Here is a 14,289-nt window from a genome sequence, read left to right on the forward strand (position 1 = left end):
TTAGCCCATATTGACAATCGGTGCCTGAGCAATCGCTTCTCTATCTTCGAATACCAACTGACTGAGTGGACGAAAGCCAAAAGTCGTACTAACGAGGTTATTCGGGAATACTTCGCGATCATTATTATAAAACATCACGCTGTCATTATAATGCTGACGCGCAAATCCGATGCGATTTTCCGTATTGGTTAATTCGTTCATGAGCTCTTTGATCATACTATCGGCTTTTAGCTCTGGGTAGGCTTCGACGACAGCAGAGAACTGACTCAACGCTTTAGACAACATACCTTCTGCTTTTGCAAATAGTGCCATGTGCTCTAGCGAGTCTGGCTGATGCTTATTAGAGTCTTGTAGATCTTGGGCATGATTGCGCGCGCTAATGACGCGAGTGAGTGTTTCTTCTTCATGACTCAAATAACGCTTGGCGGTTTCGACCAAGTTTGGAATCAGATCATGACGACGCTTTAATTGCACATCTATCTGAGCAAAGCCGTTCTTTGCTTGGTTACGTGCGCGTACCAATCTATTAAAAACGGATACCCCAAACACAACTACCAACACCACAAATGCAATGAATAGCCAAACAAACATCTTCATAATCAAACTCCAAGGTGTCTAGAATGTTAATAAAAAGTTAATACATTGTATTTTAACTCATATTAATCAATAAAACCTTAGAACTAGATCAGAACTACAAAGGAAATCGAACAGGAAATTAAATTGGAAACTCCATAAGCAAATAGATAACCATCAGACAAAATTTTGACCAAAAAAAAGCCCTTTACAATGAAGGGCTTAATACATCACAAATAGATTTTTTGTACTTTATAAATATAATTATCAAATTTTAGGCAAAAAAAAGCGACTCCAAAAGCACATCCTCGGCACACACTATAACTATTACCGTTGCTACCTTCCGGTCCTGGCGGGATTCATAGAACAATGTTGCGAGGCTACCAATGGAGCCACCAGTCGCAAATTATACAAGAAATTTTTAATTTTACAACCCCTATCTTAAAACTGTTTGCTTTAGACCCTAAATAACACTGTCATTTAGTTCATTAGCTCATGCCAGCAATATATGAGCACAAATTATATCAGCAACTTAGGTCACAAAATTCTCACAGCAACTTATATGAATTTTGCTATTTTAGTGAATGAAGTTGTACCCATGTCGATTTCTAGAGAACAATAGGGACAACTTTTCGTGTATAAATGAGCGTTGATAATTGTCATTTATATATTATTAGAATCAACTTAGGAGATAATAATGAAAAATACTTTATTGAATAAAGCAGCACTAGCTTCTGGTACGGTTTGTCTCATGACAGCGATGATGGGTAGCGCCCATGCAGAGCCAACAGGCTATGATCAACTAACGTTTCAGACAGAAATAAAAGAAGAGATTCAGAACGACGAAGTACGCGCCAGCTTGTACAAAAAAGCACAAGCAACTGACTCTAAGACTTTAGCTACAATGCTCAATACTTCAATCAACAATGCCATGAAAATCGCCAAGCGCTACCCTAGCGTGACCGTGAGCACAGGGCAACAGCGCACCTATCCACGCTACGACAAAAACGATAAAATCATTGGCTGGACAGGTCAAGCAAACATAGACTTAAAAAGTACAGACTTTTCAGCGACTAGCCAACTAATTGCTGATTTGCAAGAAACCTTGGTGATGGACAATCTTAATTTTGGCGTATCAGATACCAAAAAGGATGCTCTAGAGCAAAAATTAATGACCGAAGCCTCTCGCGCTTTTCAGCAGCAAGCTAAGAGCCTTACCCGCGCGTGGGATGCTCGTGGCTACCGCGTCGTCAATGTTAACCTAAACACAGGTAGCAACTACCCACGTCCGATGTATAGCGCTATGAGCATGAAATCAGGAATGGCAGATGAGTCAGTACCAAGCCAAAGCTTTGAGTCTGGCAATAGCACTATTTCGGTGACTGCTAACGGTACTATCGAGTTAACTAAATAAAACAGCTTATAGTTAAATAAAATAAGTGATTTACATTAAAAAAGGCAAGCATCGTTAACGGTGCTTGCCTTTATATTCAATCATTATTGAGACCATCATTGTAACTGAGCAACTTCCTGTTGACGCAGCTTTAGCATCAATTTTTGATACCAAGCTAGCTTTTGATAAGCCAACAACTGCGCTGCCTTTCTTTTGTTGTCTTGCAATGTGGTTGTATTTTGAATCACATATACGGTACGTGTGATTTGCTCAAGTGTTTGGCCAGTTTCGCTTTGTACAACCGCCTTGATTGTATGAGCGCCTGGCAAAATATCAACAGTAGCAATAGACGCACTCAAACCTCGTGCAACCTCTTTGTCATCAAAATAAATACTGGCACTATCACCTGCCTGTAACGCAGGCTGAATCTGTACATTGACATCGATATTCTGTACTGGACGACGATAGGCTCTCTCTTCGCTAGGTTCAGTAATTACTAATTGATAGTTTACTAGCGTGGTCACCTTAGTATTTATCGCAGGCGACTCAGTAGTAGTCGCTGTCTGCGACGCATTTGATGATTGGCGACTTGTATTAGGATTGGTTGTTGTATTCAGACTAGTTGACCTGCTCGTCTCATTACCTGTCGTGATAGCCATCTGACTGACTTGTTTGCCAGCTTGCTGCTCATAATCCTGTGGACGGTCAGTAAAGGTGACTTGACCAGTTTGCTCATCGACCACTTTATAAATAGACGCAGCATTTGTGAGAGATGTACAAAGACTAGCGAGAGCAACCGTAGTCCATAGCCCAACTCTAATCTTATCCTTTAAGAAACTCGGTTTTGCTAATAAAGTCATAATCCATCAACCTAAGTAATGTCTACTATTAATATAATTTTATAGAACTATTATGCGTGAGTTTTGACATGAAATCAGCAGCGATTTCAAAGAAAATTCGACAACTGGACGGTTATGTTTTATTAATACATATAAAAAAACCAGCTAAGAATAACTTAGCTGGTTTTTTGACTCAAAATAACTGAGCGCTATAACTGAGCGCTTTAGCGACTAATTAGCAGCTGTAGTACATGTCAAATTCAACAGGATGTACAGTCACGTTCAGACGTTGTACTTCTTCTTCTTTCAAAGCGATAAACGCTTCTAGCATGTCTTCAGTGAAGACATCGCCTTTTAATAAGAAGTCATGATCATCACGCAGTGCTTGCAATGCAACATCTAAGCTCTCTGCAACCGTTGGGATTTGTGCTTCTTCTTCTGGTGGCAAGTCATACAAGTTTTTATCAGCAGCTTCACCTGGATGCGTTTTGTTTTGGATACCGTCAAGGCCGGCCATCAGCAATGCAGCAAACGCTAGGTATGGGTTAGCCGTTGGATCAGGGAAACGTGCTTCTACACGTACCGCTTTCGGGCTGCTTACGTGTGGAATACGGATAGATGCTGAACGGTTAGACGCTGAATAAGCAAGCTTGATAGGCGCTTCATAATGAGGCACTAGGCGCTTATAGCTGTTCGTTGATGGGTTAGTAATCGCATTCAACGCACGAGCATGCTTGATGATACCGCCGATGAAGTACAATGCTGTTTCAGACAGACCAGCATACTCATCACCAGAGAATGTGTTTACGCCGTCTTTTGAGATTGACATATGTACGTGCATACCTGAACCGTTATCACCAACGATTGGCTTAGGCATAAAGGTAGCTGTTTTACCAAACTGATGCGCAACGTTATGAACAACATATTTTAATTGCTGAACTTCATCCGCTTTACGTACCATCGTGTTGAATGCAACACCAATTTCAGACTGGCAAGAAGCAACTTCGTGGTGATGAACTTCAACGCGGCCTTCACCAACGATCTCTTCGATGCGCTCACACATAACAGCACGCATATCATGTGAGCTATCGATTGGCGGTACTGGGAAATAACCGCCTTTCACACGTGGGCGATGCGCCATGTTGCCCCACTCATAAGTCTCGTTAGTCGACCAAGCTGCTTCTTCAGCTGTGATTTTATGACTAACGCCAGACATATCAACTGACCATTTAACATCGTCAAATACAAAGAACTCAGGCTCAGGACCAAAGTAAGCAGTATCACCGATACCAGTAGACTTTAAATACTCTTCAGCGCGGCGTGCGATAGAGCGTGGGTCACGGTCATAACCTTGTAGCGTTGATGGCTCGATGATATCGCATGTCACTACCACAGTCACCGCGTCAAAGAACGGGTCAACAAAAGCAGTTTCTGGATCAGGACGCAAGATCATATCTGACGCTTCGATACCTTTCCAACCAGCGATTGATGAGCCATCAAACATCTTGCCATCTTCCATCACATCTTCGTCGATGGTAGAAGCTGGGAAGCTGATGTGCTGCTCTTTGCCGCGTGTATCAGTAAAGCGAAAATCAACCCATTTAGCGTTAGAGGATTGGATAAGATCTAATAGTTTATTCGACATGAATAGTCTCCGTTGTGTTGATCACGTAATTGCGATTTAAAATTATTAATATGATGTTCTTGTCCAAGAATGTCAGATGTGCTCTCAATACTAAAACAGCGCATTCGATATTATGCTTATTATCAGCACTATTTTGCGTATTAGTCAAGATGCTCATCTAAAGCGTTTACTCAATCAGACCAATATTTGTGCACATGGTCTAACATACGCCAATTCAATCCTAACGACATTCTAGCAATATACAACTCATAATGCTGAACTCTTCGGGCTCTTGTTAATAATTATTTTTAGACCAGTTTTTTGGCTTTAAAAAAATCATAACAGCAATAATGCAAAGGTTATGCCAATGTATTGACACTCCAACTCCAGATGCAACTAAATAGAAATATAATTACTAACAATTACAGTGATTTATACACTTAACATCATTGGGTGTTAATTAATTCTCATCTAGTTCAGTTTTAGAATAGCACTTAATCAGAGCACCAGTTGAGAACTAAAAGCACTAAATTGGTGCAAATACAAATATATTTATTATTGAAATGCTATTTTATAGTGCAATGCTAATAGCTGCATTCATAACATTACCCTTGATCAAACTATCCTCGCTATCGACATAATCATAAAAAATATGTTTTTACTTGGTGCTTACTTAGATAGCCTATACCCTACATTTGATAGAAAACAAAATAGTGGTAAGATAACCGCGCGCAATAACCCCCTCTGTTATAGTCAGAGCTGCTTATGTCCGGCAATCAAGTGACTCGATAACAGTGAGAACCAATTTTATGTTAAAAATATAATAAAACTGATAAGTTGAAGCCTTAATGATTTTGATGATCGATAATTACGATAGCTTTACGTACAATATCGTACAGTACTTCGGTGAGCTAAAGCAGGACATCACTGTCTGGCGTAATGATCAGGTCAGCATTGAGCAGATTATAACCCTCGCACCTGATGTCATTGTGATTGGCCCAGGTCCGTGCGATCCTGACCGTGCGGGTATTTCGCTGCAAGCCATTGAGACATTTAAAGGTATTATTCCTATACTGGGTATTTGCTTGGGTCATCAAGCTATCGGTCAAGCCTTCGGCGGTCAAGTGGTCAAAGCTGGCGAAGTCATGCATGGCCGCTTATCAGCTATCTATCACAACGAGCAAGGTGTGTTTGCTGGATTACCCAACCCGTCACAGGTTACGCGTTATCATTCGCTCGTCATTGATAAGACAAGCTTGCCAGACTGCCTTGAGCTCACCGCATGGACACAGAATGCTGATGGTAGTATTGAGGAAATCATGGGTATTCGCCATAAGGAGCTGGCTGTAGAAGGCGTCCAGTTCCATCCTGAGTCGATATTGAGCGAAGCAGGTTATCAATTGCTCAATAACTTTTTACAGACTCATGGCTTGGCTACTCTGACATCCGATGAGCTACCACAAGTTGGCTAGGTTTGACTAAAATCACGTCGGTAAAAATACCGCTTTCATAACCTATGCCAAATTTCACACAGATTCATATAAAAAACAATAGTAAGTGAGACTACAATGAGTACGACAAAAATAGAAGAAACGCACACGCCAGAGAGTATTGCAAAATTGTCTGATGAACAAACACATCAACTTTTAACCACAGCTTTGGGCAGAATATTTCAACACATTGACTTAACCTTTGATGAGATGTATCAAGTGATGCTGATTATCATGCAAGGTAGATGTAGCGACGCTATGATGGGCGCTATCTTGACAGGCTTACGCATGAAAGGCGAATCCATCGACGAGATTACTGCATCAGCCAGCGCCATGCGTGCACTAGCCGCCAACATTGAACCAAAGGACTGTGATTACTTGGTAGATATCGTTGGTACTGGCGGCGATGGAGCTAATCTGTTCAATGTCTCGACTGCATCGGCATTGGTTGTTGCGGCGGCTGGTGCACAAGTTGCTAAACATGGCAATCGCGGCGTCTCGACCAAATCTGGTAGCTCAGACTTACTTGAGCAAGCAGGTATCAGTCTTGCGCTCACTCCAGAGCAAGCAAAAGACTGTATCGAAAACCAAGGTATTGGGTTTTTATTTGCGCCCAATCATCACAGCGCCATGCGTTATGCCAACCCTGTACGCCGTGAGCTAAAGGCACGTACTATCTTTAATATTTTGGGCCCATTGACCAACCCTGCTGGCACGCCAAATTTAGTCATCGGTGTGTTTACCGCGCAGTTATGTGAGCCGATTGCTAAGGTGATGAAAAACTTAGGCGCACGTCATGTCATGGTAGTAGGCGCAAAAGATGGTCTTGATGAAATTAGTCTTGCGACTTCGACCACAGTCGCTGAGCTAAAAGATGGTGAGATATCTGTTTATGACATGATGCCAGAAGATGCGGGTATCGAATCCCAAACTCTTATTGGCCTCGATGTCGACTCTCCAGCACAAAGCCTTGAGTTGATTCGTGCTGCGCTATCTGGAGCCGACACTCATGACCGTGCCGTACTTAAAGCACGTGATATGATTGCGCTAAATGCAGGTGCTGCGATATATACCGCAGGACTTGCAAACAACTACCCTAATGGTGTTAGCCGAGCACAAAAAATTATTCAAAATGGCGATGCTTTACTTAAACTTGAGTCTTTAGCCAACTATACCCAGCAGCTAGTCGCTCAAGGTTAACTTATAAACACTCATATATTGTCTATAGTCAGAGAAATTTAAAAAGGATAACAGGCAGCCGACCGCAGATTGTACAAGTCGTACATCTAGGAAGGGAAACGCCGTAGCCATTTAGTAGTTACTAATAGTTCTCTGACTATATTTACATTTAACGATATTCGGATACCAGTATGACCACAATCCATTCAGACATACCGTCAGTGCTACAGCGCATTGTCGCCACCAAAGTAGAAGAAGTAAAAGCCGCTCGCGAAGCATTGTCTCTAGAGGACTTGAAAGCACAGGTCGCAGCTGATGATAAACCGCGTCGAGGTTTTGCCGCGGCATTACGTGCTGCTGGCACTAAAGAAAATGGTATCGGTATCATTGCTGAGATTAAAAAAGCCTCACCGTCTAAAGGCATTATCAATCATAACTTTACCCCTGCTCTATTTGCGCAGCAGTATGAGCAAGCGGGTGCTAGTTGTCTGTCTGTATTGACCGACCGTGATTACTTTCAGGGTGATGCCAGCTACCTTATTCAGGCGGCTAATACCTCAAGTCTACCGATATTACGTAAAGACTTTATGATTGATGTCTATCAAATTTATCAATCCTACCTAATGGGCGCTGACTGCATCCTACTCATTATGGCTTGCTTAGATGATGCCCAAGTACAAGAGCTACATGCACTCAGTATTGAGCTTGGTATGGACGTATTGATAGAAGTACATACCCAGTCTGAGCTTGAACGTGCGCTACAATTGCCACGTTCAGTACACAATATCTACGGTATCAATAACCGTGATTTAAATACCTTCGATGTTGACCTGCAAAACACGCTTGATCTTAAGAATATTTTAAACGACGCACTTGCTACTGATAGTGCTGAGCAAAAACCACTTATCGTGACCGAAAGTGGTATTCATAGCAGTGATGATATTCGTCTCATGTTAAATAATGAGATTCAGCACTTTCTAATCGGTGAGCAATTTATGAAAACTGATCATCCAGGGCAAGCGTTACAATCCTTACTTGCGGGCGTCGCAGCAGACGGGTAAAGTAACTCAATAATTTATGCTTCAATAAATGCTCGATAGCTTGAACAATGTCTGTGCTATAGACATTGTTCAATCAACCATTCATCAATCAACGATACGTTAACTTTTATGTCAAACTCTCTGTTTTCAAAAGAAATGCAAGACCAGCTTAAAGAACTCAAAGGCCAGCTGAGCAAAGGCCGTGATATCAATTCACCTGAAGGTGAGAATCAAAAGCCAACTGAGCCGGTGTCGCTACCGACTCAAAAGCAAGTAAAAAAGACGGTTAAGCAGCTAGATAGTGAACATATCGATGACGATAAAGTTCTATTTATGCAAGCCATGCACGGTGTCAATCAGTTAGAAGATAAAAATGTCCGCTCACCTGCCAGCGCAGCTAGAGCAGGTAAACCTGATGCAGCGACACTATCAAAACGTGCTGCGGCTCAAGGTAGTGAAGCCAGTGATTTAGGTGCAGGCTTGTCAGATATGCAAGCACTACTAAACCCAGTAGCTGCTGAAGCTTATTTGTCTTATAAGCAACCAACACTGCAAAATAAAATCTTTGATCAGCTCAAAAAAGGCAAGCTGCGTTGGTATGATGCGGTAGATATCCATGGCTGTACGATAGAAGAAGCACGTGAAGCAATGACTCAACTATTGAGCCAAGCCAAGCAGAAAAACGAAACTATGGTAAAAATCGTCCATGGTAAAGGTAGCGAAGCGATTCTAAAAACTTGTATTAACGGCTGGTTACGTCAATTGCCAGAAGTATTAGCTTTTTGCTCTGCTCCACCAAAAGATGGTGGTAACGGTGCTGTACTAGTACTACTTAAAAAACCTAAAGCAGATGGCGAATAGGTCTATTGTTAGTGATACGGTACTATATAAAAAGGACTGCTGATTTGCAGTCCTTTTTTTATCAATCATTCATAGTTCAGACATGGACTATAACGATGTTTTCTTCAATGAACGCTCTCTTTAATGTACATTCCATTTAATGTTAGCTTCTCATTCTGCATTAATATATTGACTTGAGCACCTTCTAATTAGCAAAGCGAAATCACTATGAGCATACAGACTATTGAAAACACCAACGAACTAGAACAGCAAATTGCTGCACTGATTGTCATTGAACCAAGGTTTGCTCCTATCCATAAGCAGGTCGGCACACCTAACCTTAGGCATAACGCAGGTGGGTTTGAGCAGTTGATGAGAGCGATGGTAGGTCAGCAGTTATCAGTTGCCGCCGCTGCCAGTATTTGGAAACGGTTGGTTGATGCAGAGTTGATCACCCCGCAAGTGATACGTGAAGCGACAGACGATAGTTTGAAGACGCAAGGATTGTCTAAGCAAAAAACTCGTTATGTGCGCTCCTTAGTGGATCACGATATAGACTTTGCAGCCTTAGAAACCTTATCAAATGAAGAAGCCATAACAACCTTGACAGCTGTGACAGGGATTGGACGTTGGACAGCTGAGATGTATTTACTATTTTCGCTAAAACGTGCAGACGTACTCGCTGTCGATGATTTGGCCATTAAAGTTGCAGCCATGGAGTTATTAGGCTTAGCAGAGCGCCCAACCCCTAAGCAGCTTAAAGACTTAACTCAGCACTGGTCACCTTATCGTAGTGCTGCCAGTCTATTGCTTTGGTCGTACTACGGCTCATTACGTGATAAAACCGCAGTACCTTTATAGCTAATTGAGCAGAAATAGCACTAATATTACTAAACGCCATTCGGGATAAAAAAGTCTCTTTTAAGGCTGATTCCATATAGAAAAGCCAATCTTTCTTTTGGTATGCTTAAATTTGCTTTTTCTTAGCATACGACTTTTATGTTTTAGTGCTTTGAGCGCCCCACTTCGACTTACGGTTGCCAGAGATGGATTATGCTGATTTGGTGCATCGTTAGCATTGCTATTGTCTTCGTCTTTAGTAGCATCAACATTTTTAGTGATATCAACACCGTCACCATTATCTATGCCAACGTTTGTTTCATAATTATTTGTATCGCTATTATTCTCTGAGCTACCTTCTGATGATTCATCAGTGCTACTTCCCACATGATGTTCAAGCTCCGTTTGATTAACAATCAACTGCTGAGTCGGCAATGCATGTTCTACTTTATATTTCGCGACTTTCTTTAATATATCTACAAACAAAGCGTTTTGTTTGTCATAGAACTCAATGATACCAATAGCATTCACATAAGCTTGCAACTGAATAACATAGCAATCTTGGCGCAGCTCCAAAATATTGACCTGATTCCATTCTTGATTGGTCAAATCATGCTCTTTTATAAATTCATCCAAGTCATTAACCATTTTGAATATTACGTCAAGATCAGCGGTACGCTTAATATATAAGTAATGGAAAAAACGAAACATATCCCGAGAGGTAAAGTTTTCGATCTGCATCGATGAAAAATCACCGTTTGGTACCGTAACAATCGTCCGCGACAAGGTCCGTACGCGCGATGAGCGAATACCAATATCAATAACTGTGCCTTCGTAAGTACCGAATTTACAGTAATCACCGATACGTACAGGTGAGTCTGCCACCACTACAACACTACCAACTAAGTTTTCGATGGTCTTTTGCGCACCAAGGGCCAATGCCAAACCACCCACACCCAGTGCCGCAATACCAGTAGTCAAATCAAAACCCAAATTGCCAAAAATGACAATCACTGCAAATATCAGCAATAGCGCTTTGACGACTTTACGCAGCAGTCCCAAAATTGAGACTCGCTCAGTATAGTTTTTCTTGTAGCTTAGATTTACCGCTCGGGTAAATATCGCATCGATCACTCGTAATAGTAGCCAAGTCAGCGCCAACCAAGAAGCAATATCCGTAAAGCGATTGACCGGCTCACGCAGGGTCACCGAAACCCCTGCATAAACCATCACCTCGGATAGTATCAATGCCATAATGACCACAGAAAGTGGCAATATTACCTTATCAGGTAACGGCAATGGTGTACCACGCAAATACGGATAGACAATCCTTAATAAGTGGTACAGTAACCATACCGCGACATAAGTAAGTACAAAGCTGGTCACAATCATGGTGAGCGCGGCGACCAAATCAGCTAGTTGATAACCGAAAAGCTTTTTGCCATCTAAAGAATCAACCGTATAACGCGAGACCAAAGTCGGCTCAGTATTTTCTATCACTTCTGGTACTGAGGTCAGCGTATCGCTAGAGAATTGCCAATATTGTTCATTCTGTTTTGAGACCACCCTTTCAAGTAGTAACGGAACACTTCGCTCGCCGATATTAATCACACCGACGTTTTCTTGGCTAGGTGGCAGTTGGTCAGTTAGATTACCCTCAGGTGAGTTACTAATCTGTAGATCCGGCTGAAAACGCCCTCCTGCATCCAGTGCTTGTTTGAACTGACGCACAACGGTCGTTGGGTTATCGGACTTAGATAAGTTGAGATAATTACTTGCCAGTAAATAATCATTTTCACCCAGCGCACTGATAAACCCTTGTACCGTATGACGCGGTGTATCTCGGCCAAATGAATCAGGTAATGGCGTACTTACTGTCTCTCCACTACTGTCATTACCCACTCCAAGCGCACTAGCCTCCACAGCATAAGCATTATTTGGCAAGGCGATACTTAACAGCATAGTCAGTAATAGCATTGCGACTATAAAAGGCATCTTAGTAATAGCAGAGAATAAATTAGGCGAAGGACTGGGAGTCAGATTATGCTTGATAGACAAAACAAACCTCTTAGTTTAAAAATGGCATGATAAATGACAGGTGGCGTCCATACTATAGTAACAATTATTTATAACAGCAGTGCTTTTGATTACGCAATTTTGTAGCTAACTGTATTGGTATTTGGTTTCTTACTCTATGTGCACTTCTAATATAGTAGGTATTTTTAAGGATAGGCTTCTCTTATACAGTGGTATAAATTCTCATAGAATATCTAAGTAAAGTCATTTTTAATAGACTATTAGCAAGCTAACATGAGTAGTATTCAGCCTAACCTGAATAAACATTAGGTTAAAGTAGTTTATAAAGCAGAACGATTTGTAGATAATGAGCGCAGTTTTGCTTATATACTGTTTTTTGTAACTTTTGACCCATTTTACGTCATAATAGTTACCTCTCATTTCTGCATCTTTAACTTGATTACTTTGGAATCGACTATGTCTGTATCACGTGCATCTTCACGTACCTATCTTCGTTTAAGTATTTTGAGCGCGCTTGGCTTACTTGCAGTAAATACCGCAATGGCAGCTACCTCTGAAAATACTTCCATCAACGATAGTAACCTACCACAAGTTGAGCTTGATGAAATTGTCGTGACAGCCACTCGTACACCTACTAAGACAAGTAATGTAATTGCGCAAACACGAGTAATTAATAAGGAAGAGTTACAACGTTATCAAGGTCAAACCGTAACAGATGTATTAAAGAATCAACCGGGCATCAACATTACTCAAAGTGGTGGTATGGGAAGTGTTAGTAACTTTTACATGCGCGGTTACGATAGCAAGCAGATACTTGTACTTATTGATGGCATCCGCTATAGTTCTATTTCTTTAGGCACGCCAGCATTAAACTTACTTTCTGCTGATCAAATTGACCGTATCGAAATACTATATGGTGCATCAGGCTCTAGTATATATGGCTCTGACGCTATGGGCGGTGTCATTCAAATATTTACCAAAGGCTCTAACATCGAGCAAAACAACGTTTCAGTCACGGCGGGAGCAGGGTCTCACAACCTCTATAACTTGGGAGTAAATGGTCAATTTACCAATCAAGATACAACGCTTAGCTTAGGCATTAGTCATACTGATACTGATGGTTTCAATGCTGTCGAAACTGGAAGCAATTTCAATCCAGATGACGATGGATTTAATATGACTTCCGCAAGCCTTGCTGTGACAAAAAAAATCGCACCTAATGTAAAAGCAGGTCTAAGCGCTTTATACAACAAATCAATGTCTGAATTTGATGGTTTTGCTGATTGGACAACTGGAGCTGTACATCCTGATGCTCATAGTGATCAGAAAAATGGTTCAGCAACAGCATTTATTGAACATACTAACGATCTTGCTACTACTAAGCTAAGCTATGGTCGTAGTATCGATGAAATCTCTACTTATGAAGATGGTAATGATTTAAATAACAGCACTGTTTTTGATACTGAGCAAGACCATGCACGTTTAGAGAGCCAAATTAAAGCAGGTGATGGTCATGCGATTTTGGGACTTGAACACCTAAAGCAAAAGATAGACTCTACTACTGAATACGATGTCGATAGCCGCACTATAAAAAGTGCTTTTATCGGCTACCAATTAGCCGACACGTATTACGACTTGCAAGCTAATTACCGTGTTGATGATAATTCCCAATATGGCAATGAAAGCACCTACAATATAGGTGCTGCTATACGTCCGTTGAAGGGTGTACGTATTGGTACAAGTTATGCCACAGGGTTTCGTGCTCCTACGTTTAACGATCTATACTTCCCAGGCTATGAAAACCCAAACTTAAAACCTGAAACCACTAAGAACACCGAAATCTTCGTGGAGTATGTCACTGATAATCAGCTATCACGACTTACTGGTTACCATACTGATGCAGAAAACTTAATAGCATCTGGGGAAAATATCGGAGAAGCAAAGATCAAAGGCTTAAGTTTAACGTCAGATTGGCAAATCAATTCTTTCTTATTTGGCTTTGGATATAATTATTTAGACGCAGAAGATAGAAACCCTATAAAACCTGCATTTGGTGAGCCTACTTATGGTAATTACCTCGTTTACCGCCCTAAAAATAGCGGTTCAATTTATGTAGGCTATCAACAGCCAAAGTTTGATGTACGATTAGAAGCTAAGTATACCGACGAAAGATTTTCCGACGCTGCAAATACAACTAAGTTAGATGATTACACCTTACTAAACTTAAGTGGCTCTGTTTACATTACACCTAATCTTCGTGCTAATTTGCGCGTTGACAATATCACTGACGAAGATTACACGTTATCTAATCAGTTCGGCACAGAATACAGCACTGACGGCACTAACTACTTTACCTCTCTAACTTACAACTGGTACTAAGCTGACTTAGCACTATAAAACTCTAGCGGTTGTTTAAATATAAAAGGTCATCTAC

At 41.2% G+C, this 14,289-nt stretch carries 11 protein-coding genes and 1 other RNA gene; 7 read left to right on the top strand and 5 right to left on the bottom strand.

Annotation, left to right across the window (positions count from 1 at the left end):
- Together ACQKC9_RS00905 and ffs are read right to left on the bottom strand one after the other, a co-directional pair.
- Positions 1-597: a LemA family protein gene (locus ACQKC9_RS00905; protein WP_427620159.1), complete on the bottom strand. Its 597-nt coding sequence runs from the start codon at positions 595-597 to the stop codon at positions 1-3.
- Between the two features lie 268 nt (positions 598-865).
- Positions 866-962: signal recognition particle sRNA small type (gene ffs / locus ACQKC9_RS00910), an RNA gene on the bottom strand.
- Positions 963-1,270: 308 nt separating this feature from the next.
- Here ffs and ACQKC9_RS00915 point away from each other — a divergent pair.
- Positions 1,271-1,987 (top strand): SIMPL domain-containing protein, encoded by a 717-nt coding sequence (locus tag ACQKC9_RS00915; RefSeq protein WP_102091728.1) that lies wholly within the window; start codon positions 1,271-1,273, stop codon positions 1,985-1,987.
- Positions 1,988-2,082: 95 nt separating this feature from the next.
- On the opposite strand, the gene ACQKC9_RS00920 is transcribed toward ACQKC9_RS00915, so the two are convergent.
- Together ACQKC9_RS00920 and glnA are read right to left on the bottom strand one after the other, a co-directional pair.
- A complete protein-coding gene (locus ACQKC9_RS00920) occupies positions 2,083-2,826 on the bottom strand; it encodes a DUF4124 domain-containing protein (RefSeq protein ID WP_427620160.1) in 744 nt (247 codons plus the stop codon).
- A gap of 214 nt (positions 2,827-3,040) precedes the next feature.
- Complete coding sequence (gene glnA / locus ACQKC9_RS00925; RefSeq protein ID WP_347163102.1) at positions 3,041-4,450, bottom strand: type I glutamate--ammonia ligase; 1,410 nt, start codon at positions 4,448-4,450, stop codon at positions 3,041-3,043.
- Between the two features lie 827 nt (positions 4,451-5,277).
- Between glnA and ACQKC9_RS00930 the strand changes: the two genes are divergently transcribed.
- The 5 genes from ACQKC9_RS00930 (at position 5,278) to ACQKC9_RS00950 (ending at position 9,839) form a co-directional block, all read left to right on the top strand.
- Complete coding sequence (locus ACQKC9_RS00930; protein WP_427620161.1) at positions 5,278-5,901, top strand: anthranilate synthase component II; 624 nt, start codon at positions 5,278-5,280, stop codon at positions 5,899-5,901.
- Positions 5,902-5,997: 96 nt separating this feature from the next.
- Positions 5,998-7,119, top strand: a complete 1,122-nt coding sequence (trpD, locus tag ACQKC9_RS00935) for an anthranilate phosphoribosyltransferase (RefSeq protein WP_427620162.1) — start codon at positions 5,998-6,000, stop codon at positions 7,117-7,119.
- A 170-nt stretch (positions 7,120-7,289) separates the two neighbouring features.
- The gene (gene trpC, locus ACQKC9_RS00940; RefSeq protein WP_427620163.1) at positions 7,290-8,159 is read left to right on the top strand and encodes an indole-3-glycerol phosphate synthase TrpC; all 870 of its coding nucleotides are present in this window, start codon (positions 7,290-7,292) and stop codon (positions 8,157-8,159) included.
- Positions 8,160-8,267: 108 nt separating this feature from the next.
- Entirely contained in the window at positions 8,268-8,999 is a 732-nt protein-coding gene (locus tag ACQKC9_RS00945; RefSeq protein ID WP_427620164.1) for a Smr/MutS family protein, read from the top strand.
- 207 nt (positions 9,000-9,206) lie between these two features.
- Positions 9,207-9,839 carry a DNA-3-methyladenine glycosylase family protein gene (locus ACQKC9_RS00950; RefSeq protein ID WP_427620165.1) on the top strand — a complete coding sequence of 211 codons (633 nt, stop codon included), beginning with the start codon at positions 9,207-9,209 and terminating at the stop codon, positions 9,837-9,839.
- Between the two features lie 60 nt (positions 9,840-9,899).
- On the opposite strand, the gene ACQKC9_RS00955 is transcribed toward ACQKC9_RS00950, so the two are convergent.
- A complete protein-coding gene (locus ACQKC9_RS00955; RefSeq protein WP_427620455.1) occupies positions 9,900-11,813 on the bottom strand; it encodes a mechanosensitive ion channel family protein in 1,914 nt (637 codons plus the stop codon).
- 498 nt (positions 11,814-12,311) lie between these two features.
- On the opposite strand from ACQKC9_RS00955, the gene ACQKC9_RS00960 reads away from it, so the two are divergent.
- Positions 12,312-14,234 (top strand): TonB-dependent receptor plug domain-containing protein, encoded by a 1,923-nt coding sequence (locus ACQKC9_RS00960; RefSeq protein ID WP_427620166.1) that lies wholly within the window; start codon positions 12,312-12,314, stop codon positions 14,232-14,234.
- Positions 14,235-14,289 lie beyond the last annotated feature (55 nt).

The sequence above is a fragment of the Psychrobacter sp. NPDC078409 genome, from assembly GCF_050268505.1.
Lineage (GTDB): Bacteria > Pseudomonadota > Gammaproteobacteria > Pseudomonadales > Moraxellaceae > Psychrobacter.

What these genes read in the sequence shown, in the direction of transcription:
- ACQKC9_RS00905 (WP_427620159.1), bottom strand. Translation starts at nt 597, where the DNA reads ATGAAGATGTTTGTTTGGCTATTCATTGCATTTGTGGTGTTGGTAGTT.
- ACQKC9_RS00915 (WP_102091728.1), top strand. Translation starts at nt 1,271, where the DNA reads ATGAAAAATACTTTATTGAATAAAGCAGCACTAGCTTCTGGTACGGTT.
- ACQKC9_RS00920 (WP_427620160.1), bottom strand. Translation starts at nt 2,826, where the DNA reads ATGACTTTATTAGCAAAACCGAGTTTCTTAAAGGATAAGATTAGAGTT.
- glnA (WP_347163102.1), bottom strand. Translation starts at nt 4,450, where the DNA reads ATGTCGAATAAACTATTAGATCTTATCCAATCCTCTAACGCTAAATGG.
- ACQKC9_RS00930 (WP_427620161.1), top strand. Translation starts at nt 5,278, where the DNA reads ATGATTTTGATGATCGATAATTACGATAGCTTTACGTACAATATCGTA.
- trpD (WP_427620162.1), top strand. Translation starts at nt 5,998, where the DNA reads ATGAGTACGACAAAAATAGAAGAAACGCACACGCCAGAGAGTATTGCA.
- trpC (WP_427620163.1), top strand. Translation starts at nt 7,290, where the DNA reads ATGACCACAATCCATTCAGACATACCGTCAGTGCTACAGCGCATTGTC.
- ACQKC9_RS00945 (WP_427620164.1), top strand. Translation starts at nt 8,268, where the DNA reads ATGTCAAACTCTCTGTTTTCAAAAGAAATGCAAGACCAGCTTAAAGAA.
- ACQKC9_RS00950 (WP_427620165.1), top strand. Translation starts at nt 9,207, where the DNA reads ATGAGCATACAGACTATTGAAAACACCAACGAACTAGAACAGCAAATT.
- ACQKC9_RS00955 (WP_427620455.1), bottom strand. Translation starts at nt 11,813, where the DNA reads ATGCCTTTTATAGTCGCAATGCTATTACTGACTATGCTGTTAAGTATC.
- ACQKC9_RS00960 (WP_427620166.1), top strand. Translation starts at nt 12,312, where the DNA reads ATGTCTGTATCACGTGCATCTTCACGTACCTATCTTCGTTTAAGTATT.